The organism is Streptomyces sp. NPDC029151, from assembly GCF_055564315.1.
This window is the reverse complement of sequence record NZ_JBVHWQ010000013.1, coordinates 155,341-179,451: the sequence shown is the minus strand read 5'-3', so window position 1 is coordinate 179,451 and position 24,111 is coordinate 155,341. Positions and strand designations below refer to the sequence as shown.

The 24,111-nt window shown below is 72.7% G+C and carries 7 protein-coding genes; all 7 read left to right on the top strand.

Features of this window, described 5'->3' with window-relative positions:
• Positions 1–25 precede the first annotated feature (25 nt).
• The 7 genes from ACZ4VF_RS34960 to ACZ4VF_RS34930 all read left to right on the top strand — a co-directional run bounded on the left by ACZ4VF_RS34960 (position 26) and on the right by ACZ4VF_RS34930 (position 23,919).
• Positions 26–10,009: a type I polyketide synthase gene (locus ACZ4VF_RS34960; RefSeq protein ID WP_467931079.1), complete on the top strand. Its 9,984-nt coding sequence runs from the start codon at positions 26–28 to the stop codon at positions 10,007–10,009.
• 4 nt (positions 10,010–10,013) lie between these two features.
• Positions 10,014–10,796 carry an arylamine N-acetyltransferase family protein gene (locus tag ACZ4VF_RS34955; RefSeq protein WP_467931069.1) on the top strand — a complete coding sequence of 261 codons (783 nt, stop codon included), beginning with the start codon at positions 10,014–10,016 and terminating at the stop codon, positions 10,794–10,796.
• Positions 10,797–10,813: 17 nt separating this feature from the next.
• Positions 10,814–12,448: a bifunctional 3-(3-hydroxy-phenyl)propionate/3-hydroxycinnamic acid hydroxylase MhpA gene (gene mhpA, locus ACZ4VF_RS34950; protein ID WP_467931068.1), complete on the top strand. Its 1,635-nt coding sequence runs from the start codon at positions 10,814–10,816 to the stop codon at positions 12,446–12,448.
• Between the two features lie 95 nt (positions 12,449–12,543).
• Entirely contained in the window at positions 12,544–13,494 is a 951-nt protein-coding gene (locus ACZ4VF_RS34945) for a class I SAM-dependent methyltransferase (RefSeq protein WP_467931066.1), read from the top strand.
• Between the two features lie 96 nt (positions 13,495–13,590).
• The gene (locus ACZ4VF_RS34940; protein WP_467931065.1) at positions 13,591–21,426 is read left to right on the top strand and encodes an SDR family NAD(P)-dependent oxidoreductase; all 7,836 of its coding nucleotides are present in this window, start codon (positions 13,591–13,593) and stop codon (positions 21,424–21,426) included.
• Complete coding sequence (locus ACZ4VF_RS34935) at positions 21,423–22,895, top strand: tryptophan 7-halogenase (RefSeq protein ID WP_467931064.1); 1,473 nt, start codon at positions 21,423–21,425, stop codon at positions 22,893–22,895. The genes ACZ4VF_RS34940 and ACZ4VF_RS34935 overlap by 4 nt, the downstream gene beginning before the upstream one ends.
• Positions 22,896–23,043: 148 nt before the next feature.
• Positions 23,044–23,919: a PhzF family phenazine biosynthesis protein gene (locus ACZ4VF_RS34930; protein WP_467931062.1), complete on the top strand. Its 876-nt coding sequence runs from the start codon at positions 23,044–23,046 to the stop codon at positions 23,917–23,919.
• Positions 23,920–24,111 lie beyond the last annotated feature (192 nt).

Genomic DNA, 24,111 nt, shown 5'->3' with positions numbered 1-24,111 from the left:
CCTACGGAGGATTCCAAGAATGTCTGTGTCCCAGGACCAGCTTGTCGCGGCACTGCGCGCCTCGCTCACGGAGAACGAGCAACTCAAGGAGGAACGCGACCGGGCCCTCGCAGCCTCTTCCGAACCGATCGCGATCGTGTCGGCCGCGTGCCGACTGCCCGGTGGCGTCTCCTCACCGGAGGACCTGTGGCGTCTCGTGGTCGAAGAACGTGACGGCATCACACCGTTCCCGGAGGACCGAGGCTGGGACGTCGAAGGCATCTACGACCCCACCCCCGGCCTGGCCGACAAGTCCTACGTTCGCGAGGGCGGCTTCCTCCACGAGGCCGGGGAGTTCGACCCGGCGTTCTTCGGGATCAGTCCGCGTGAGGCGTTGGCGATGGATCCGCAGCAGCGGTTGCTGCTGGAGATGTCGTGGGAGGTGCTGGAGCGGGCGGGGATCGACCCGACCTCGTTGAAGGGCAGCCGCACGGGCGTCTTCGCCGGAGTGATGTACCACGACTACGAGGCGGCCGTGGCCGCCGGCAGCATCGTCTCGGGCCGGGTGTCGTACACCTTCGGGTTCGAGGGTCCGGCGGTGACGGTTGATACGGCGTGTTCGTCGTCGCTGGTGGCGATGCACTCCGCGATGCAGGCCCTGCGCAACGGCGAGTGCTCCCTCGCGCTGGCCGGCGGCGTCGCCGTCATGGCCCAGCCCGGGAGCTTCATCGAGTTTTCGCGGCAGCGGGGGCTGGCGGCGGACGGCCGGTGCAAGTCGTTCGCGGCGGGTGCGGACGGTACGTCGTGGGCGGAGGGTGTGGGCCTGGTCCTGCTGGAGCGCCTGTCGGATGCTCGCCGTAATGGCCATGAGGTGCTGGCGGTGGTCCGGGGCAGTGCGGTGAACCAGGACGGTGCGTCCAACGGTCTGACCGCGCCGAATGGTCCTGCGCAGCAGCGTGTGATCCGGCAGGCGTTGGCGAGTGCCGGTCTGTCGGCGGCTGATGTCGACGCGGTGGAGGCGCACGGTACGGGTACGTCGTTGGGTGACCCGATCGAGGCGCAGGCCCTGATCGCGACGTACGGTCAGGAGCGACCGGGTGATGGCCGCCCCTTGTGGCTGGGGTCGTTGAAGTCGAACATCGGTCATGCACAGGCCGCGGCCGGTGTGGCGGGTGTGATCAAGATGGTGCAGGCGATGCGCCATGGTGTGCTGCCGAAGACGCTGCACGTGGACGCCCCTTCGCCGAAGGTGGACTGGTCGGCGGGTGCGGTCGAACTGCTCACCGAGTCACGGGAGTGGCAGACACAGGAGAACCGTCCTCGGCGAGCTGCGGTCTCCTCCTTCGGTATCAGCGGCACCAACGCGCACCTCATCCTGGAAGCCGTCGAGAACGACCGTCCCGAGCCGACCAAGACGCGCGGTGTCGTACCCCTCGTTCTCTCGGGCAGGACGGCCGACGCGGTGGACGCGCAGGCCCGGCGGCTGGCCGACCATCTGGAACGGCACCCGGAGGTGAGCCTCTCGGACACGGCCTACTCCCTGGCGACGACGCGTGCGCGTTTCGATCACCGTGCGGTGGTGGTAGCGGGCTCGGTGGATGAGGCGCGGGAGGGTCTGGCGTCGTCGGTGCGTGCGCAGGCCGTGGTCCCGGGCCGTCTGGGTGTGCTGTTCACCGGCCAGGGGTCGCAGCGGATGGGTATGGGCCGTGAACTGCACGCCGCCTTCCCGGTGTTCGCCGATGCGTTCGACGAGGTGTGCGCGGCCGTCGACAAGAGCCTGGGCCGCTCGCTCAAGGACGTGGTCTTCGAGGGCGGCGACCTGATCGACGAGACGCGGTATGCGCAGCCGGCCCTGTTCGCCGTCGAGGTCGCGCTCTTCCGTCTCGTACGGTCCTGGGGCGTGCGTCCCCACTGTCTTGCCGGTCATTCGGTCGGTGAGGTGACGGCTGCGTACCTGGCGGGCGTGTGGTCGCTGGAGGACGCGGCAGCGCTGGTGGTGGCGCGTGGCCGGCTGATGCAGGCCTTGCCGGCCGGTGGGGTGATGGTCGCGGTGGAGGCGGCGGAGGACGAGGTCACACCGTTGCTGACCGCTGGTGTGAGCGTCGCCGCCGTGAACGGGGCGGCCTCGCTTGTGCTGTCCGGTGACCAGGTGGAGGTCGAGGCGGTGGTGGGCCGTCTTGCGGGGCGGCGGATGAAGCGGCTGAGGGTCTCGCACGCCTTCCACTCGCCGTTGATGGATCCGATGCTGGAGGAGTTCCGGGAGATCGCGGCCGGGCTGACCTACCACGAGCCGTCCCTTCCGGTGGTGTCGAACCTGACCGGAGAGCTGGCCGACCCGCAACGGCTGTGCTCCCCGGAGTACTGGGTGGAGCACGTGCGGGGCACGGTCCGCTTCCACGACGGCGTCCGCGCCATGCGCGAGCAGAAGATCACCACCTTCCTGGAACTGGGCCCCGATGGTGTCCTGTCGGCAATGGTCGAGCAGGACTGCGTACCCTCCCTGCGGCGGGACGTCCCCGAGGACCGCGCCCTGATGACCACCCTGGGCCGGCTGCACACGCGTGGTGTCGACGTCGACTGGGAGAAGGTCTTCTCCGGTACCGGCGCGCACCGCGTGGCCCTGCCCACCTACGCCTTCCAGCACCAGCGCTACTGGCTGAACCCGGCGCCGTCAGGCGGGGACCCCGCACTGGCGGCCGGACACCCCTTGCTCGACACGGTGATCAGTGTTCCTGACACGGGTGGTGTCGTATCCAGCGGCCGACTCTCCCTGGCAGCGCACCCGTGGCTGGCGGATCATTCCGTGTCCGGAACGGTCCTGCTGCCGGGTACCGCCCTGGTGGAACTCGCGGTCCGTGCGGGGGACGAGGTCGGTGCGCGTTCTCTGCGGGAATTGATCATCGAGGCGCCTGTGGTGATCCCCGACAAGGGCGCGGTACGCATCCAGGTTTCCGTCGGTGAGGAGACGAACGGTGTACGGCCGGTGGCGGTGTACTCGCGGCCGGACGACGCCGAGTCCGACACGCCCTGGGCGCGCCATGCGAGCGGTCAGCTAGGTGAAGACGCGCCGGTTCCGGACGCCGCCTTCGGGGTCTGGCCGCCGGAGGGGGCGCAGCCTGTCGACCTGACCGGTTTCTACGCGGACCAGGCGGCCGCAGGTTATGGGTACGGGCCGCTGTTCCAGGGGCTCAGGTCGTTGTGGACGCTGGGCGAGGACATCTACGCCGAGGTCGCGCTCCCGGAGGAGGATGCGGAGGCGGCGGCCGGGTTCGGTGTGCATCCCGCGCTTCTCGACGCGGTCCTGCACTGCGGGGCCTTCACGGAACGGAAGGCCGAGGAGGGCAAACTCATCCTGCCCTTCGCGTGGAACGGAGTGACGCTGCACGCCTCCGGCGCCACCGCCCTGCGGGTGCGCATGACGCCCACCGGACCCGAATCCGTCACGCTCGAACTCGCCGACGGCGAGGGCGCCCCGGTCGCGTCCGTCGAGTCCCTCGTACTGAGGGCGGTCGCAGAGGACCAGGTCAAGGCCGCCGGCCGAACCGGTACCGGGACGGACTCCCTGTTCTCCGTCGAATGGACCGCGCTGCCGGACGGGGCGACGGCCGGCGCCGCCGCCGCGGTCGTCCCGCACACCGTGTCCATGGCCATGGACATCGAGGAGCTGGTGCGGTCCGGCACGTCGATGCCCGACGTACTGGTCGTCGACGCCGTCGACGGTGTCGTCAGCCCCGAACGGGCCCGGGGCCTCGTCGGCCGTGTCCTCGGCATCCTCCAGGCGTTCCTTGCCGCGCCGGAACTCGATGCCTCGCGCCTGCTCGTCGTCACGCGCGGCGCGGTCGGTGTCTCCGACGACACCGAGGTGACCGACCCGGCGGGCGCCGCGGTCTGGGGTCTGGTGCGCGCGGCGCAGGCCGAGAACCCGGACCGCGTCCTCCTCATGGACGTGGACGAGATCCAGGCGTCCCGGCCGGCCCTGGCGGGCGTACTGGCCACCGGAGAACCGCAGGTAGCGGTGCGCGCCGGTGCCCTCCACACACCCCGGCTGGTGCGGGCGGCGGCCGATTCCGGTACCGGGCCCGAGCTGGACCCCGAGGGCACGGTACTGGTCACCGGCGGTACAGGAACACTCGGCGGCCTGGTGGCCCGGCATCTCGTGGCCGCGCACGGTGTGCGCCACCTGTTGCTGACGAGCCGTCGTGGTCCGGAGGCGCCCGGCGCCCGGGAGCTGACGGCGGAACTGGAGGCGGCGGGAGCGACGGTCACCGTCGTGGCGTGCGACATGTCCAAGCGCAGGGCGGTGAAGAAGCTTCTCGGGATGGTCTCGCCGGATGCACCGCTGACCGGGGTCGTGCATACGGCGGGAGTTCTGGACGACGGTGTGATCGAGAGCCTCACACCGGAGCGGATCGGTAGTGTCTTCCGGCCGAAGGTCGATGCGGCACTGAACCTGCACGAGCTGACACGCGAGATGAGCGTGGACGTGTTCGTCCTGTTCTCCTCGGCCGCCGGTGTGATCGGAGGTCCGGGGCAGGGCAACTACTCGGCCGCGAACGCGTTCCTGGACGCCTTCGCCCGGTGGCGTCGCGCGCAGGGCCTGCCGGCCGTCTCACTGGCCTGGGGGCTCTGGGCCGAGTCCGCCGGCATGATCGCGACGATGAGCGAGTCGGACCGGGCCCGCATGGGCCGGGGCGGAGTCCTCCCGCTGGCCACCGAGGACGGCATGGCCCTGCTCGACACGGCCCTGGCCGGCGAGGCGTCCACCCTTGTGCCGCTGAAGTTCGACTTCGCCGCCCTGACGGAGCAGGCACGGGCGGACCGATTGCCGCCGGTGCTGCGGGGGTTGGTGCGTCTGCCGCGTCGTGTGGTGAGTGGTGCGGTGGCGGCTGGTGGGGGTGTGGGTGATTCGTTGGTGGACCGGCTCGCCGTGCTGTCTCGTGAGGGGCAGGAGCGTCATCTGGTGGAGTTGGTGCTGGGTGAGGTCGCGGTGGTGCTGGGGCATGCGGACGCGGCGAGTATCGGTGCCGGGCAGGCGTTCAACGATCTGGGTTTTGATTCGTTGACGGCGGTGGAGTTGCGGAACCGGTTGGGTGCCGTGACGGGGCTGGGGCTGTCGGCGACGCTGGTCTTCGATTATCCGTCGCCGGTGGTGTTGGCGGAGTTCTTGCGTGGGGAGTTGGTGGGCGAGGACGAGGGCCAGGCCGCGGGGGCGGTGGTCGGGGGTGTGGTGTCTGCTGTTTCGGTGGCCGATGATCCGGTCGCGATCGTGGCGATGGGGTGTCGTCTGCCGGGTGGGGTGGGTTCGCCGGAGGATCTGTGGCGTCTTGTGGTGGAGGGGCGTGAGGGGATCTCGGAGTTCCCGGAGGACCGGGGCTGGGATGTGGCTCGGTTGTTCGATCCTGATCCTGACCGGGTGGGTAAGTCGATGGTGCGTCATGGTGGGTTCCTGCATGATGCGGGGGAGTTCGATCCGGGGTTCTTCGGGATCAGTCCGCGTGAGGCGTTGGCGATGGATCCGCAGCAGCGGTTGCTGTTGGAGACGTCGTGGGAGGTGTTGGAGCGGGCGGGGATCGATCCGACCTCGTTGAAGGGCAGCCGCACCGGCGTCTTCGCCGGCGCCATGTACCACGACTACGCCACCAACCTCACACGCGTACCGGAGGAACTGGAGGGATTCCTCGGCAACGGCAACGCGGGCAGCTTCATCTCGGGCCGGGTGTCGTACACCTTCGGGTTCGAGGGCCCGGCGGTGACGGTTGATACGGCGTGTTCGTCGTCGCTGGTGGCGATGCACTCCGCGATGCAGGCCCTGCGCAGCGGTGAGTGCTCGCTCGCGCTGGCCGGTGGCGTCGCCGTCATGGCCACGCCCGGCAGTTTCGTGGAGTTCTCGCGGCAGCGGGGCCTGGCGGCGGACGGCCGGTGCAAGTCGTTCGCGGCCGGTGCGGACGGTACGTCGTGGGCCGAGGGTGTGGGCCTGGTCCTGCTGGAACGTCTGTCGGACGCGCGCCGCAACGGCCACGAGGTACTGGCCCTGGTGCGGGGTGCGGCCATTAACCAGGACGGTGCGTCGAACGGCATCACCGCGCCGAATGGTCCTTCGCAGCAGCGTGTGATCCGGCAGGCGTTGGCGAGTGCCGGCCTGTCGGCGGCTGATGTCGACGCGGTCGAGGCGCACGGCACGGGTACGTCGTTGGGTGACCCGATCGAGGCGCAGGCCCTGATCGCGACGTACGGTCAGGAGCGACCGGGTGATGACCGCCCCTTGTGGCTGGGCTCGTTGAAGTCGAACATCGGTCATGCACAGGCCGCGGCCGGTGTGGCGGGTGTGATCAAGATGGTGCAGGCGATGCGCCATGGTGTGCTGCCGAAGACGCTGCACGTGGACGCCCCCTCGCCGAAGGTGGACTGGTCGGCGGGTGCGGTCGAACTGCTCACCGAGTCACGGGAGTGGCCGCAGGTCGACGGTCGCCCCCGTCGCGCCGCCGTCTCCTCCTTCGGTCTGAGCGGTACGAACGCGCATGTGATCCTGGAGGGGGTCGAGCCCGAGGCTCCGGTGGAACGTGCGGATCTGCCGGGCGGTGCGGCGCCGGATGACGTGGAGCGGGACGGCCTGGTGCCGGCTGGAGTGGTGCCGCTGGTGCTGTCCGGCAGGACGGCCGACGCGGTGGACGCGCAAGCCCGGCGTCTGGCCGACCATCTGGAACGGCACCCGGACGTGAGCCTCGCAGACACGGCCTACTCCCTGGCGACGACGCGTGCGCGTTTCGATCACCGTGCGGTGGTGGTCGCGGGCTCGGTGGACGAGGCGCGGGAGGGCCTGGGGGCGTCGGTGCGTGCGCAGGCCGTGGTCCCGGGCCGTCTGGGTGTGCTGTTCACCGGCCAGGGGTCTCAGCGGATGGGTATGGGCCGTGAGTTGTATGCCGCCTTCCCGGTGTTCGCCGATGCGTTCGACGAGGTGTGCGCGGCCGTCGACAAGAGTCTGGGCCGCTCGCTCAAGGATGTGGTCTTCGAGGGCGGCGACCTGATCGACGAGACGCGGTATGCGCAGCCGGCCCTGTTCGCCGTCGAGGTGGCGCTCTTCCGGCTCGTACGGTCCTGGGGCGTGCGTCCCCACTGTCTTGCCGGTCATTCGGTCGGTGAGGTGACGGCTGCGTATCTGGCGGGCGTGTGGTCGCTGGAGGACGCGGCGGCGCTGGTGGTGGCGCGTGGCCGGCTGATGCAGGCCTTGCCGGCCGGTGGGGTGATGGTCGCGGTGGAGGCGGCGGAGGACGAGGTCACACCGTTGATGACCGCTGGTGTGAGCGTCGCCGCGGTGAACGGGGCGGCCTCGCTGGTGCTGTCGGGTGACCAGGTGGAGGTCGAGGCGGTGGTGGGCCGTCTTGAGGGGCGGCGGGTGAAACGGCTGCGGGTCTCGCACGCCTTCCACTCGCCGTTGATGGATCCGATGCTGGAGGAGTTCCGGCAGATCGCGGCCGGGCTGACCTACCACGAGCCGTCCCTTCCGGTGGTGTCGAACCTGACCGGTGAGCTGGCGGATCCGGAGCGGCTGTGCTCGCCGGAGTACTGGGTGGAGCACGTGCGGGGCACGGTCCGCTTCCACGACGGCGTCCGCGCCATGCGCGAGCAGAAGATCACCACCTTCCTGGAACTGGGCCCCGATGGCGTCCTGTCGGCAATGGTCGAACAGGACTGCGTACCCTCCCTGCGGCGGGACGTCCCCGAGGACCGCGCCCTGATGACGACCCTGGGCCGGCTGCACACGCGTGGTGTCGACGTCGACTGGGAGAAGGTCTTCTCCGGCACCGGCGCCCACCGCGTGGCCCTGCCCACCTACGCCTTCCAACACCAGCGCTACTGGATCGAAGGCGGCGAACCCGCCACTCGCGGGAGCGGGAGCGGGAGCGGGAACGGAACCGGGACCGGGAGCGAAACCGGACCCGTGGCCGATCCGGTCGACGCGGCGTTCTGGGACATCGTGGACAGCGGTGACGCCGACTCGCTGGCGCGGTCCCTGCGGCTCGAGGCGACAGCCCTGGACGGTGTGCTGCCCGCCCTCTCCTCGTGGCGCCGTCGCCACCGGGACCAGGCGGTGCTGGACGGCTGGCGGTACCGCATCGACTGGCAGTCCGTCACGGACTCCCTGGCACCGGGCGCGGCCGACGCCGACGGCACATGGCTGATGCTGGTGCCCGCGGGGCAGGCCGAGGCGATGGCGGAGGCCACGAGTGCTGCGCTGACCGCGCACGGCGGCCGTGTCGTCCGGGTGGAGGTGGACGGTCAGGACCGGAACGGCCTGGCGGAGCTCGTCCGGGCGTGTCTCGACGCGGTGCGGGGCGTACCGGCCGGCGTGGTGTCCCTGCTGGCGCTCGACGAACGGCCGGACGCCGGCCACCCCACCCTGTCCCGGGGTACGGCGGCCACCATCACCCTCGTCCAGTCGCTCAGGGATCTGGACGTCACCACCCCGCTGTGGTGCCTGACCTCGGGTGCCGTGGCGGTCCGGGAGGACGGGGAGGTGAGGAGTGAGACCCAGCCCATGCTGTGGGGGCTCGGCACCGTACTCGCCCTCGATCACCCCAGGACCTGGGGCGGGCTGGTCGATGTGGCCGACGGGCCGGACGAGACGGCGCTGGGCCGGCTGGTCGCCGTGCTCTGCGGCGAGCACGGCGAGGACCAGGTGGCGATCCGGCCCTCGGGTGCGTACGCGCGCCGTATGATCCGCGCCGCGTCCGCCACGGCCGACAGCACGGCGTCCGGGGAGCCCTGGACACCGCGGGGAACGGTCCTCGTCACCGGTGGCACCGGCGGTATCGGCGCCCACGTGGCACGCTGGGCCGCGGGCCGGGGCGCCGAGCACCTGCTGCTGCTCAGCCGCCGCGGCCGCTCCGCCGAGGGGGCGCAGGCACTGGAGGCGGAACTGACCGCGCTCGGCGCCCGCGTCACCGTCGCGGCCTGTGACGTGACCGACCGGGCGGCGCTCGCCGAGGTGATCGCGGGGGTACCGTCCGACGTCCCCGTCTCCGCTGTCTTCCACACGGCCGGCGCCGCACAGGAGCCCAGGCAGCTGCCGGACAGCACCGTGAAGGAGTTCGCCGAGGTGGGCCGGGCGAAGGTCGCCGGTGCCGTACACCTGGACGCCCTGCTCGCCGACCACCAGCTGGACGCCTTCGTGTTGTTCTCCTCCGGAGCCGCGGCCTGGGGCGGTACGGGCCAGGGCGGCTACGCCGCCGCCAATGCCTTCGTCGAAGGGCTGGCGCGTCGCAGGCGTGCCCACGGGAGGCCGGCGACCGCCGTGGCCTGGGGGGCCTGGGGCGGTGGCGGCATGGTCGACGCCTCCGTGGCCGAGGAGTTCGCCGAGGTCGGCGTCGAGCTGATGCGTCCCGAACTCGCGGTCGAGGCCCTGGGCCTGGCGATCGAGCGTGACGAGGGGCACCTCGTGGTCGCGGGCATCGACTGGTCGCGGTTCGCACCGGCCTTCACGGCCGCCCGGGAACGTCCGCTGCTGCGCGGCCTGCCCGAGGCCGCCGCTCCCGGTGCCGCCACCGCCGGCACCGGCGCCGGCAAGGACACGGGGACCGGGGACGACGGCGAGGCGCTGCGGGCGCGGCTGCTGGGCACTTCCCCGCAGGAGCGGCTGACGGTACTGACCGACCTGGTGCTGGCGGAGGCCGGGCAGGTACTCGGCCACGCCACCGGCTCGACGGCCGTCGAGGACGGGGTCGCCTTCCTCGACGTCGGCTTCGACTCGCTGACCGGTCTCGAACTGCGCAACCGGCTGAACCGGGAGTCGGGACTCGATCTGCCGCAGGGCCTGATCTTCGACTTCCCCACCGCAGGCATGATCGCCGAGCTGATGCTCGACGCCCTGGAGCCCGCACTCACCGTCACACCGGAGGCGGTCGCAGAGGAGATCGGCAAGCTGGAATCGGCGCTGACCCCGGCGCTGCACGACGACGCGTCACGTGCGCGGGCCGTCTCGCGGCTGCGCGAGCTGCTGGCCAAGTGGGACCACACGGAGAAGGGAGCGTAACCGGATGTTCCAGGTCGAGACCTACCTGCGCCGTCTGGGTTTCACGGAGGTGCCCCGGCCCAGCGTCGAGACGCTGCGCCTCCTGCACAAGAACCACCTGATGTCGCTGGCCTACGACAGCAGCCACTTCATCGACAGCTTCACCGGCTTCCGCAACGTCGTCGACATCGACATCGACGCCACGTTCCAGGCGATCGTCGTCGACGGCGCGGGCGGCGTGTGCCACGACCTGAGTGGTCTGTTCCGCAGGCTGTTGACGGAACTCGGCTACGACGTCTCGATCCTGGCCGCGGCCCAGCGCTGGCCCGACGGGAAGTTCGGGCCGGACTTCGAGCACACCTTCACCGGCGTGCGGCTCGACGGGGAGACCTGGCTCGTCGACGTGGGATTCGCCGGCCCGTCGTACCTGGAGCCGCTGCGGATGACCGACGAGGTGCAGTACCAGTTCGGCTGTGCCTATCGGCTCACCGCGGACGGCACGCGTCACGTACTGGAACGCAGGGCCGCCACCGGCGACTGGCGGCCGGTGTACCGGTTCGAGCTGACGGACCGGGCCGTCTCCGACTGGGACGACCCGCGGGACACCGCCGCCGAGCAGATCGTGAAGAAGTCGCTGTTCGCCAACACCGTGCTGCGTGGCCGCGCCACCGACAACGGGCAACTGGTCCTCACCGGCAGGCGGCTGCTGACGGTGGAGAACGGCCACGAGACGATGCGCACCCTGATCGACAAGGAGGAGTTCGAGAACGTGGTGAAGAACATCCTCACCGGCACGGGCAACGGCTGAGGCGGGGCCGGACCGAGATGACATCGGAAACGCACACCGCCCGTACCGACGCCGGCGCCGCCACCGACACGGACGTCGCCGTCGTCGGCTACGGCCCGGTGGGACAGGTGCTGGCGATCCTGCTGGCCCGGCGGGGCTGGCGGGTCACCGTCGTGGAGCGCTGGTCCCGGCCGTACCCCATGCCGAGGGCGGTCGGCTTCGACGACGAGGCCGCCCGCATCCTGGCCGCCGCCGGCATCGGACCTTTCCTCGGCACGTTCGGGGAGAACTCGCGGGACTACGCCTGGCGCAACGCCGCCGGCGACACCCTCCTGCACCTGGAGAGCTCCGAGAACGGCCACTGCGGCTGGCCGCAGGCGACGGCCGTGTACCAGCCGGGACTGGAGGCCACACTGATCGACCGCGGCGCCGACTTCCCGAACCTGCGGGTCGTCCGCGGGCAGGAGGTCGTCGAACTCGACGACCGTGGCGACCTGGTCGAGGTGATCTCCGAGGACGCCGACGAGCAGGAACACACGTTCACCGCGCGATACGTCGTCGGATGCGACGGGGCCAACAGTTTCGTGCGGGAGTCGATGGACGGCTCCCTCACGGACCTCGGGTTCTTCTACGACTGGCTGATCTGTGACGTCGTACTGCGGGAGCCGCGCGACTTCCGCCCCAACAACCTTCAGATCTGCGATCCGGAGCGGCCGCGGACCGCCGTGTCGGCGGGCCCCGGTCACCGCCGCTTCGAGTTCATGCGGCTGCCGGGCGAGAACATCGAGGAGCTGCGGCGCGAGGAGACCCTGTGGCGCATGCTGAAGATGTTCTCCGTCCGCCCGGACAACGCCACGCTCGAACGGCACGCCGTCTACACCTTCCAGGCCCGCTGGGCGGGGGAGTGGCGCAAGGGCCGGCTGCTGATCGCGGGGGACGCCGCACACCTCATGCCGCCCTTCGCCGGGCAGGGCATGTGCTCGGGCTTCCGCGACGTGGCCAACCTGTCGTGGAAACTGGACCTGCTGCTGCGCGGCCTCGCGGACGACTCCCTGCTCGACACCTACACCGTCGAACGCCGGGCGCACGTCCAGAACGCCGTCACCACGTCCGTGAAGCTCGGCAAGGTGATCTGCGTGACGGACCCCGTCGCGGCAGCCGACCGGGACGCCGTCATGCTGGCCGCGCGCAGCCGGGAGGACAGCGGCGCGCTGCCGATGTCGACCGCGATCCCCCTGACCGAAGGACTCCTCCACCGCGCCGACGACGGCACCCCGCTGCTGCCCGCCGGCACCCTGTTCCCGCAGGCGCGCGTGGCCGGACCCGACGGTGACGGGCTGCTGGACGACGTCATCGGCCTCGGCTTCGTCCTGCTCGCAAACGACAGCCCGGCGGCCCTCCTCGACGACGCGCGGCGCGCCTTCCTCGACGGCCTGGGCACCCGCTACGCGCAGGTGCTGCCCGTGACCGAGGGATCCCCGACGCCGGGCCCGGGCACCGTGGTCGACATCGAGGACCGCTATCTCCCGTACCTGGCCGAGAACGCTGCGACAGCCGTGCTGGTGCGCCCCGACTTCACCGTCTTCGGTGCGGCACACGGAGCGGAGTCACTGGGCTCGCTGGTGGACGAACTCGCCCGTCGGCTGCGAGCACCGGTCCCAGCCGCCGGCTGAGTTCTCCGCGCCGGCAGAAGACACCACTAGAACACCACTGACACCACAAGAACACCACTGACATCACGAGACACCATGCGAAGGGACCACGGGACATGGGCACACGCGAGGACATGTACGGCCTGTTCACGAGCGTCAACGAGATCAACCTGACCGACGACCAGGACGGGCAGAGCGCCAGGGAGGGCACGCACAAGAAGAACATCTCCACCAGTTACGACCTGCAGGCCCGGATGTCGAAGAAGGGCATCCTGTGGAACTGGGGCTACCACGACGACCAGGTGGCCAAGGAGATCAACGACCGCATACCCGGCTTCCTGGACTACGACACGGACGGCTTCTCCGAGGAGCTGTACTTCGCCGCCCTGAGGGAGGTGCCGCTCGACCTGGACGACTACGCGGACAAGTTCGTCCTGGAGGTCGGCTGCGGACTGGGCGAGGGCCTGAACTTCCTCTCCCGCGTCGTCGACGCGAAGAAGATGGTCGGCCTCGACCTGTCGGACCAGGCCATCAGGCGGGCCAATGCCTCGCTGTCCCGCCCGGGCCTGCGCTACGTCCAGGGTGACGCGGAGAACCTGCCGTTCGAGGACGCCAAGGTCGACGTCCTGGTGAACATCGAGAGCGCGCACAACTACCCGAGCCTGGAGACGTTCCTCCGGGAGGTGGCGCGGGTCCTCAAGCCGGGTGGCTACTTCACCCACGTCGACCTCTACACCACACAGCGCCACGCCTTCCTCGAGCAGCTCAAGGGGAAGGACCTCGGTCTGGAGTGGGTGGTCGACCGTGACATCTCCGACCAGGTGCGGGCCGCGATCCACAGGCGGCTGGCCCCCGAGGGCTCCTTCCACAAGGCGCTGCGGGAGCAGCGGGTCGGGGCCGTCCAGCGTCACATGGCCAAGCGGGTCGGCCCGGAGGCCGTGGGCGGGTCCTTCGCCGGTTACACCGACAGTGGCTCCACCCGGCTGCTGAAGAGGATGGGTGTGCTGCCGTCCCAGTTCATGCCGCCCGTGGACAGCTACCGGCTGTACGTGGCGAAGAAGGTCTGATCCCGGTCCGCACGGCCCCCGCCCCGAGCCCTGTCGCTCGGACCGTCCCGGCGCTGCAGGGCCTGGTACGCACAACGTCCCGGAGAGGGAAGGGACATGCGCGGCCGCGTGTCGCACGCCGTGCCGCCGTACGCTGGTCGGCGGGCCGGTACCGGCTGGATGCGGCGGAGCTGGGGGAAGAGCCAGGTGGGTGCGGGGGACGTGCACGAGGTGCGACCGGTGGCGGAGTTACTGCGGCGCAACTCCTTGCTCCATGGTGACAGGGTCGCCTTCGCCGACGACCGGCGCGAGGTCGGCTGGGCCGAACTGGAACGCAGGACGGCCCGGTTGGCGGTGCGCCTCGGCGCCGGCCGGGGCGACCGGGTGGCGTTCTGCCTCGACAACGCGGTGGAGCTGGCCGAGGGACTGCTCGCCACGGTACGGGCGGCCGCCGTCGGCGTGCCGTGGAGCGCGCGCGGCACCGACGCCGAACTCGCCGCACTGCTGGCCGACTGCGACCCTGCCGTGCTCGTCACCGACCGGCGGAACCTGCCGCGGATCAGCCGGCTGACGGCGGACCGGCCGATCCGGCTGCTGGTGACCGGCGAGGGCCCGCTGCCGGGCGGCGCCACGGGCTACGAGGCCCTCGTCGCCGTACCCTCGCCCCCGCCCCCGGACGACCTGGGCCTGGACGAACCGGCCTGGCTGCTCTACACGTCCGGCACCTCCGGCACCCCCAGGGCCGCGGTGTCCAGCCAGCGGTCCGCGCTCTGGTCCTCGGTCGCCTGCTATCTGCCGCGGCTCGGCCTGTCGGCGTCGGACCGAATCCTGTGGCCGCTGCCGTTGTCGCACACCTACGCCCACTCGCTGTGCGTGCTGGGTACCACCGCGGCCGGGGCGAGCGCCCGGATCACCGCGCACACCGAGCCGGCCGCACTGGCGCGCCTCGCGGGCGCCTACGCGCCGACGGTCCTGGCCGGTGTCCCGCTGACCTACCGGCAGCTGCTCGACGCCGGCCTCGGCGCCGTCCCCTCGCTGCGGTTCTGCGTCACCGCCGGCGCTCCCAGCGACCCGGAGCTGCGGACGCGGGTCGCGGAGCGGTTCGGTGCCCCACTGCTCGACGGCTACGGCAGCACCGAGACCTGCGGCAAGATCGCCATGGAGTCACCGGACCAGCCGGGGGCACCCGGTGGAAGCGGGGCCCCGCTGCCCGGCACGGACGTCCGGATCGTCCGTCCCGGGACGACGGAGGACGCCGGCGCCGCCGAGGACGGCGAGATCTGGGTGCGCGGCCCCGGCGTCATGCTCGGCTACCACCACCGGCCCGAGGAGACCGAGGCCGCCCTGCGCGACGGCTGGTACCACACCGGTGACCTGGGCCGGATCGACGAGACCGGCGGTCTGACCGTCACGGGGCGGGCCGGCGACCGGATCGTACGCGGCGGCGAGAACGTCGACCCGGCCGAGGTCGAACGGGTCCTGCGAGACCTGCCCGGGGTACGCGACGCGGCCGTGGTGGCGCGCCCTCATCCGCTGCTGGGCGAGGTCCCGGTGGCGTTCGTCGTACCGGAGCACCGGGCTCTCGAACCCGCCGCTGTGCTGCGGGCCTGCGCGGAGGTGCTCTCCGCGCACAAGGTGCCCGAGGAGATCCTGTTCACCCCGGCCGTACCGCGGACCGGCGCCGGCAAGCCACGCCGGGCCCTGCTGCGCGAGACGCTCACCGCATCCCGTGCCGACCCGGTCCTCCCGCCGTGGGCCGGCCGGACGCCCGCCGCGCGGCGGGATGCCCTGACCGGCCTGGTCCGCGAGGAGACCGAGGCGATCTGCGGGACGCCGGCCGAACCCGCCGTCGCCTTCGCCGATCTGGGCCTGACCTCGATGGACGCGATGACCCTGTGGCACCGGCTCGCTCGGCGCACCGGCCTGAGCCTGCCGGCCACACTGGTCTGGGACCATCCGAACCCGGCCGCCGTCGCCGCCTACCTGGACACCCGCCTGCACGGAAGCGCCGTACCCGCCGCGCCCGCCCCACCGCGCGGTCCGCGGGCGGAGCCGGTGGCGGTCGTCGCCGTTGGCTGCCGCTACCCGGGCGGGGTGAACTCGCCGGAGGACCTCTGGCGCCTGACGGCCGACGGCGTGGACGCCACCGGTGACTTCCCCACCGACCGGGGCTGGGACCTGGACCTCCTGCACCACCCGGACCCCGACCGGCTCGGCACCACCTACGTCCGCCGTGGCGGGTTCCTCGACGACGTCGCCGGCTTCGACCCGCTGTTCTTCGGCATGTCGCCCCGCGAGGCCCTCGCCACCGATCCACAGCAGCGGCTGCTGCTCGAGGTCGCCTGGGAGACCCTGGAACGGGCGGGCATCCCCGCACCCGACCTGCGCGGCTCCCGCACCGGCGTCTTCGTCGGCCTCATGCACGCCGGCTACGGCACCGGCGTCTCGCCGCACGAGCTGGAGTCACAGGTCGGCATCGGCTCGTCGGCCAGTGTCGCCTCGGGCCGCGTCTCCTACGTCCTGGGGCTGCGCGGCCCGACCATGACCCTGGACACGGCCTGCTCCTCCTCACTGGTCGCCCTCGACCTGGCCGCCAGGTCGCTGCGGGCCGGGGAGTGCACACTCGCGCTGGCGGGCGGGGCGACGGTGCTGTCGGGCCCGCAACCGTTCATCGCGTTCAGCCGTCAGCGCGGCCTGTCCCGGGACGGCCGCTGCCGATCGTTCGCCGCGGGAGCGGACGGCACCGCCTGGGCCGAGGGCGTCGGTCTCGTACTGCTGGAGAAGCTCTCGGACGCCCGGCGCAACGGCCACCCGGTGCTGGCGGTGCTGCGCGGCTCCGCCGTCAACTCGGACGGCGCGTCGAACGGCCTGACCGCGCCCAGCGGCGAGGCCCAACGGGAGCTCGTCCGGCGGGCGCTGGCCGATGCGGGTCTGGAGGCGGCCGACGTGGACGCGGTCGAAGGACACGGCACCGGGACCGCACTCGGCGACCCCGTCGAGGCGGGTGCTCTGCTGGCGACCTACGGGCAGGACCGTGATCCGGCGCACCCGCTGTGGCTCGGCTCGGTGAAGTCCAACCTCGGCCACACCCAGGCCGCCGCGGGAATCGCCGGGCTGATCAAGATGATCGAGGCGATGCGCCACGACGAGCTGCCCCCCTCGCTGTACGCGGACCGGCCGTCGCCGCACGTCGACTGGTCCTCCGGGGCGGTACGGCTGCTCGACCGAACCAGGCCCTGGCCGCGCCGCGGGCGACCGCGCCGCGCGGCGGTCTCCTCGTTCGGCATCGGCGGCACCAACGCCCACGTGATCATCGAGGAGCCGCCCGGCGCGGACGCCGTCGACCCGGTGCCGGTGCGCCGGTTGCCGGTCACGCCCTGGCTGGTCGGCGGCGGCGACGAGACGGGCCTGCGCGCCCACGCGGCCGTACTGGCCGCCGGGCCGGCGGGAGAAGAGAGTGCGCTGGACGTCGCGTACTCACTGGCGACGACCCGGGCACCGCTGACCCACCGGGCCGCCGTCGTGGCCCCCGACGCCCAGGGCCTGCTCGCCGGACTGCGCGACCTTGCCGCCGGCGTCGACAACCCGGCCCTGCTCCGGGGCACGGCGCGGACCCGCCCGAAGGTGGCCCTGCTCTGCGCCGGCCAGGGCGCCCAGCGGACCGGCATGGGCCGCGAACTGCGTGCCGCCTTCCCGGTCTTCGACGCGGCGTTCGGTGCCCTGTGCGAGGAGTTCACCCCCTGGCTCGACCGGCCGCTGCTGGAGGTGATCGACGCTCCCGACGACGGCCTGCTGCACCGCACCGACTACGCGCAGCCCGCCCTGTTCGCCTTCGAGGTCGCCCTGCACACGCTGCTCACCGAGTTCGGGGTACGCCCGGACCACCTGGTCGGACACTCGGTCGGCGAACTGGCCGCCGCCCATGTCGCCGGGGTGTTCTCGCGCACCGACGCCGTGCGGCTGGTCGCCGCCCGTGGTCGGCTGATGGCAGCACTGCCCGGCGGCGGTGCGATGGCCGCGGTCCGTGCGCCGCTGGCCGAGGTGACGGCCAGACTCGGGGACGTACCGGGCCGGGTCGCCGTCGCCGCGGTCAACGGTCCCTCGTCGGTCGTGCTCTCCGGTGACGAGGACGCGGTGACGGCGCTGGCCGGCCTGCTCGGACGGCCGGCCCGCCGGCTGCGGGTCAGTCACGCCTTCCACTCGCCGCTGATCGATCCGATGACGGCCGAGTTCCGCGCGGTCGCCGAGTCGGTGACCTACCACCGGCCCGCCGTCCCAGTGGTGTCGACGCTGACCGGCCGCCCCGAGACGGAGGCCCTCGCCACCGCCGACCACTGGGTACGCCAGGTCCGAGAGCCCGTCCGCTTCGCCGACGCGGTGGCCCGGCTCTCCGAGGACGGCGTCGGCGCGTTCGTGGAGGCCGGTCCGTCGGCCTCCCTCGCGGCGGCGGCCGAGGAGTGCGTCGCTCCGGACAGCGGGGCGGTGTTCACGTCGTGCACCGACCCGCGTACGACGCTGGAGACGCTGGCCGCGCTGCACGTGCACGGCGTGGACGTGGACTGGCGGGCGGTGTACGCGGACAGCGGTGCCCGCAGGCGCCCGCTGCCGACCCACCCCTTCCAGCGGCAGCGCTACTGGCTGGACGCCGTACGGCACCCGGTCCCGGCCGGCCATCCCCTGATCGGGCACCCACAGCCCGACGCCGACGGACCCGCTGTCCGGCACACCGCCGAACTGTCCACCACGCGCCACCCCTGGCTGGCCGACCACCTCGTCGGCGACCGGGTCCTGGTCCCGGCGACCCTCTTCGCCGAGATGGCCTGCCGCGCCACGGGCGCCGACGGCCCGGTCCGGCTGACCGACCTGGTCTTCCACGAACCGCTCCCGCTGACCCGGGCGCGGCCGACACGGGTCCAGGTGGTGGCCGGCGCCCCCGACGACTCCGGTGAACGGCCGGTCGCGATCTGGGGCCGCCCGGCCTCGGGAACGGCAGGCTGGACCCGGCACGCCACGGCTACGCTCGCCGCCGCGGCGGCTCCGCCGCCGACCGGTCCGAGCGGGCCCTGGCCGCCCCCGGACGCCCGGCCCCTCCCGGTCGACTATCCGCGCCTGGCCGCCCACGGCCTGCGCTACGGCCCCGCGTTCCGCGCGGTGACCGCACTGTGGCGACGGGACGACGAGGTCTTCGCCGACCTGGCCCTGCCGCCGGGCGAGGCGGCGACGGCCGCCGCGTACACCCTGCACCCGGCGCTGTTCGACGCGGCCCTGCACGCCGCGCTGCTGGCCGAACCAGCGTCCGCGGTACCGGACACGCCCCGGGTGCCGCTCGCCTGCACCGACGTGACGGTCCACGCGACGGGCGCCTCCGCCGCGCGGGCCGTGGTACGACGGCTCGGCCCGGACGAGTTCCAGGTCACGCTCAGCGATCCGGAGGGCCGCCCCCTCGCGGCCGTGACGTCCGTGGTCACCGGGAGGATCGCGGCACCCACCGAGACGTACCGCCTGACCTGGCGGCCCACGGCACCGCCCCACGGCACCGGCGGCGCGGACCAGGAGCACGAGGTGCTGGACCTGGCCCGCACGGCCGCCGCCCTGCCCGAGGGAACCGGCATGCCGCAGCGAGTACGCGCGCTGGTGTCGGCCGTGCTGGAACGGGTGCGGGACCGCACCTCCGGCGACCGGCCGGGCCGTCTGCTGGTGCTCACCCGCAACGCGACCGGCGAGGACCCCGACCCGGCCGAGGCGGCGGTCGCCGGACTCGTGCGCAGTGCCCAGTCCGAGCACCCCGGCCGGATCGTGCTGGCCGACCAGCGTGGCACCCCGGCCTCCGAGAGCGCGCTCGCGGCGGCGCTGCGATCGGGTGAACCGCAGGTCGCCTTGGACGCGGGAACCGTCCTGGTGCCCCGGCTGCTGGCCGGCGACCCGCCCGCGGAAGCGCCGCTCGCCCTGGGCCCCGAGGGCACGGTGCTCGTCACGGGCGGCACCGGTGCGCTCGGTGCGAGCCTGGTCCGGTACCTGGTCGCCGACCACGGGGTGCGGCACCTGCTGCTGACCAACCGCAGCGGCCGTACCCCCGGGTGGGCGGCCGAGGTACCGGCCGGGATCAGGGTGACGGCGTGTGACATGGGCGATCGCGACGCCGTGCACGCCCTGGTGGCATCGTGCGGGCCGGCACTGCGGGCGGTCTTCCACCTCGCCGGTGCCCTCGACGACGGCGTGGTGGGCACCATGACACCCAACCGGCTCGGTGCGGTGCTCGCGCCGAAGGCCGACGGCGCCTGGTACCTCCACGAGGCGACCCGCGACCTCGATCTGTCCGCCTTCGTGCTCTACTCCTCGGCGGCCGGAGTCCTCGGCCGCCCCGGGCAGTCGAACTACGCCGCCGCGAACGGCTTCCTCGACGCGCTCGCCCGGCACCGCGCCGCCCATGGGCTGCCCGCCCAGGCGCTGGCCTGGGGGCCGTGGGCGACGGCGGGCGAGGCCGGCATGGCGGGCGGGATCACACCCGTCCGGCTCGCCGAGGGCGGTGTCCTGCCCGTCACCGAGCGCGAGGGCATCGCACTCCTGGACACGGCACTGCGAACCCCGGAACCGGTCCTGGTGCCCCTCCGTCTGGACCGCGCCGCCGCAAGCCGGCCGGAAACCTCCCCGCTCCTCGCGGACCTGTTGCCCGCCCCCACGCCGCCGACCGAACGGACCGGCTCACCCGTGGGGGAGGGCGACACCCCGGCAGCACGGACACCCGGCGCCTGGCGGGAACGGCTTACCGCGGTCGCCGAGCACGCACGCGAGTCCGTGCTCGCCGAGTTGATCCGCGCGGAGGTCGCCGCGGTCCTGGGCTTCCCGGACCCGGCGGCCCTCCCCGCCGACCGTCCCTTCACCGACCTGGGATTCGACTCCCTGACCGCCGTGCAGGTCCGCAACCGGCTCAGCGCGTTCACCCGGGTGCGGCTGGCCCCGACCGTCGTACTGGACCACCCCACACCGGCCCGGCTGGCGGCGCACGTCCACGCGGCCCTGGTCGCGGCGGGCGCGATGCCCCCCGATGCCCCCGATGACGCCGAACGGGAGACGCGGCCGGAGACCGGAGTCCCCGCGCCGTACCGCTTCAGCCCCCTCTACCACCACGTGCTGCGCGAAAAGGGCCCCTTCGAGGCCATGGGGCTGCGCCACCTCGCGTCCTACGCCCTGCCGGTCTTCTCCGACGCCGAGCGCACCCGGTACGCGGTCCCTCCGGTCCGGCTCGCCCAGGGCGACGGCACCCCGGTCGTGTACCTCCCGGACCACCTCTCGTCGCACTACCGCGTCCCCCACGCGCTGGCCGAACGGCTCGACGGCGAGCACGACGTGTTCCTGCTGGAACATCCGGGGCTGGGGGAGCGCCGGGGCGTACCGGACGGAATGGAGACGGTGGTCCGGGCACACGCCGACACCGTCCGTGCGCTGCCCGTCGACGCGCCGCCCCTCCTCGTCGGCTTCTGCGCCGGAGGCCTGATCGCCCACGCGGCGGCCCGGTACCTCGCGGAGACCGGGCGGCCGCCGGCCGGTGTCGTCCTGATCGACACCCACGCCGACGTACTGCGCCGGGACGATCCGCGGGGGCTGGCCCTGATGGCCGCCGGCACCGGGCTGCCGGAGGACGTCGTCGCCGAGTCGGACGACTCACTGCTCATCGCCGGGGGCGGCTATGCGCGCGTGCTGGAGCACTGGCGGCCCGAACCCTCCCCGGTGCCCACCCTGCTGCTCCGCGGCCGGCCCACGGCGGAGATGCGGCGCACCGACCCGGACGCGGACTGGCGACCGCACTGGCCGCTCCCGCACGACGGCGCGGACCTCGCCGGCGACCACCACTCCGCGCTCCACCGGGACGCCGGCGACACGGCGGCGGCGATCCGCGCCTGGCTGGACCTGACGACCGGGGCCACGCACCCGAGACGAGGAGACCAGCGATGACCTCGCACCACGACCTCATCGTCGTGGGCGGCGGGCCGGCCGGCTCGACCGCCGCGACGGCCGTGGCCCTGCGCGGGCACCGGGTGCTCCTGCTGGAGCGGGACACCTTCCCCCGCTACCAGATCGGCGAGTCACTGCTGCCCGCCACCGTCCACGGCCTGTGCCGGATCCTCGGCGTCGCCGACGAGGTCGCGCGGGCCGGCTTCACCCTCAAGCGCGGCGGCACCATGCGCTGGGGCCGCGACCCGTATCCCTGGCGGTTCTCCTTCTCCATGACGCCACGCCTGCCCGATCCGACGGCGACCGCCTTCCAGGTGGAGCGTTCGCGCTTCGACGAGATCCTGCTGCGCAACGCCGAACGGGTCGGAGCCGAGGTCCGCGAGGGCTGCACCGTGCACCGGGTGTGCGCCGAGAGCGGACGGGTGCGCGGGGTGGAGTACACCGGTCCGGACGGGACCGCGCGCACGGCTCACGCCCGGTTCGTGATCGACGCGTCCGGCAGCACCAGCCGACTGCACGGCCAGGTCGGCGGTGCCCGGGTGTACTCGGACTTCTTCCGCAACCTCGCCCTGTTCGGCTACTTCGCCGGCGGCGGACGGCTGCCCGAACCGGACGCCGGCAACATCGTCTGCGCCGCGTTCGACGCCGGCTGGCTCTGGTACATCCCGCTGCGCGCCGACCTCACCAGCGTCGGCGCCGTGATCGCACCGGAACACCACGCGGCCGTGCAGACCGACCCGCGCGGCGCCTGGCGGGACATGATCCGGGCCTGCCCGGACATCGCCCGGATGCTCACGGGCGTATCGGTGGCGACCGAGCCGCCGTACGACCGGGTCCGCGTCCGCAAGGACTACTCCTACTGGAAGCAGTCGCTGTGGCGGCCGGGCATGGCGCTGGTCGGTGACGCGGCGTGCTTCGTGGACCCCGTGCTCTCCTCGGGTGTTCATCTGGCCACCTACGGCGCCCTGTTGGCCGCCCGCGCGGTCAACTCCGCCCTGGACGGCAGCCTCCCGGAGGAACGCGGCTTCGCCGAGTTCGAGGCACGCTACCGCCGCGAGTACGGCGTGTTCTACGACTTCCTCGTCGCCTTCTACGACATGGAGCGCAACGAGGACTCCTACTTCTGGTCGGCGAAGAAGATCACCCGCGTCGACGGCGACGAGGCCGCCGCCTTCGCGGAACTGGCCGCGGGCATGGCCTCCGGCGACACGACCGTGCTCGACGCCGCACGGCAGACCGGCCGCTGGAGCGCCGCCGCGACCGAACTGGACGAAGCGGTGAACAGGCTGGCGACCGGCGACGGCCGCGGGAACCCGCTGCTGTCCGCCGGGATCGTCAAAGATACCTTCCGCACCGGCAACGCCCTCCAGGAGCAGGCCCTGTTCGGCGGCCCGCTCGACGGCCCGGACCCGGCGGACCCCGGCGGACCGGCCGTCGCGGAGGACGGGTTGTCGTGGGTGGCGCCGTGAGGCGGCGGCCCCGCGGTCGCCGCCGGACGGGTACGAGCAAGGTGGGGGAGATCCGCCCGGCGGGGCGCCCCCGCCCGCCCACGGCCGGCTCGCCCACCTTCGCCTGCCCCCGGGAAATAGCTGCGGGCCGATCATGGTTGCCGTCAGCATGACGACGAATGCGCCCCGACCCGAGGTGTTGCGATACACCGCCTTCTCCCACGTCCCCGATGGCGGAAACCCCGCCGGCGTCGTTCTGGACGCCACCCACCTGGACGACAGCGACATGCTGGCCATCGCCGCCGATCTCGGATACTCCGAGTCCGCGTTCCTGACCGCGCCACCGGATGGGCTCGGTGGCCCGGAGGGGCGTGCGTACAGCATCCGCTACTTCAGCCCCAAGGCGGAGGTGCCCTTCTGCGGGCACGCCACCATCGCGACCGCCATCGCGCTCGCCGAGAGGACGGGCCCGGGGGAGCTGGTGTTCGCCACGCCCGCCGGCACCGTGCCGGTGGAGGTGACCGAGGAGAACGGGACGGTCAGGGCCACCCTCACCAGTGTCGAGCCGCACATCGAGGAGATCGCCGACGCCGACCTCACGGAGGCGCTCGCCGCGCTCGGCTGGCCGGCCGCCGATCTCGACCCGGCGTTCCCGCCCCGGGTGGCGTTCGCGGGCGCACGCCATCTCGTGCTCGCGGCCGCGACGCGCGAGCGCCTCGCCGAGCTCGCGTACGACTTCGCGCGCCTCGAAGCCCTGATGCACCGCCTGGACCTGACCACGCTCCAGTTGGTGTGGCGGGAGTCGGCCACCGTCTTCCACGTCCGCGACCCGTTCCCCGTCGGTGGCGTCGTCGAGGACCCGGCGACGGGCGCCGCGGCCGCCGCGTTCGGGGCGTACGCCCGTGAACTCGGCCTGGTCCCGGAGGACGCCGTCCTCACCCTGCACCAGGGCGAGGACCTGGGCCGCCCTGGTGAACTCACGGTCACCCTGCGCGGGAGCGACCCGCGCGTCCGTGTCAGCGGCACGGGAACGCGCATCGGCTGAGAGCCGGCGTCGACTCGACGGCCCCGGTGTTCGGACCGTGCACCGCCCTCCCGTATGACTCCGCAGGAGCTCCCCGCCGTGGTCGGTCCGACCCCGGAGCCGACCACGGCGTGGGGCTCATGGCAAGGCAGCTCGTGGGCGACTCCGACGCCGCGTGGCCGGTGATGACACCGTCTCCATCGCCCGCGCGCC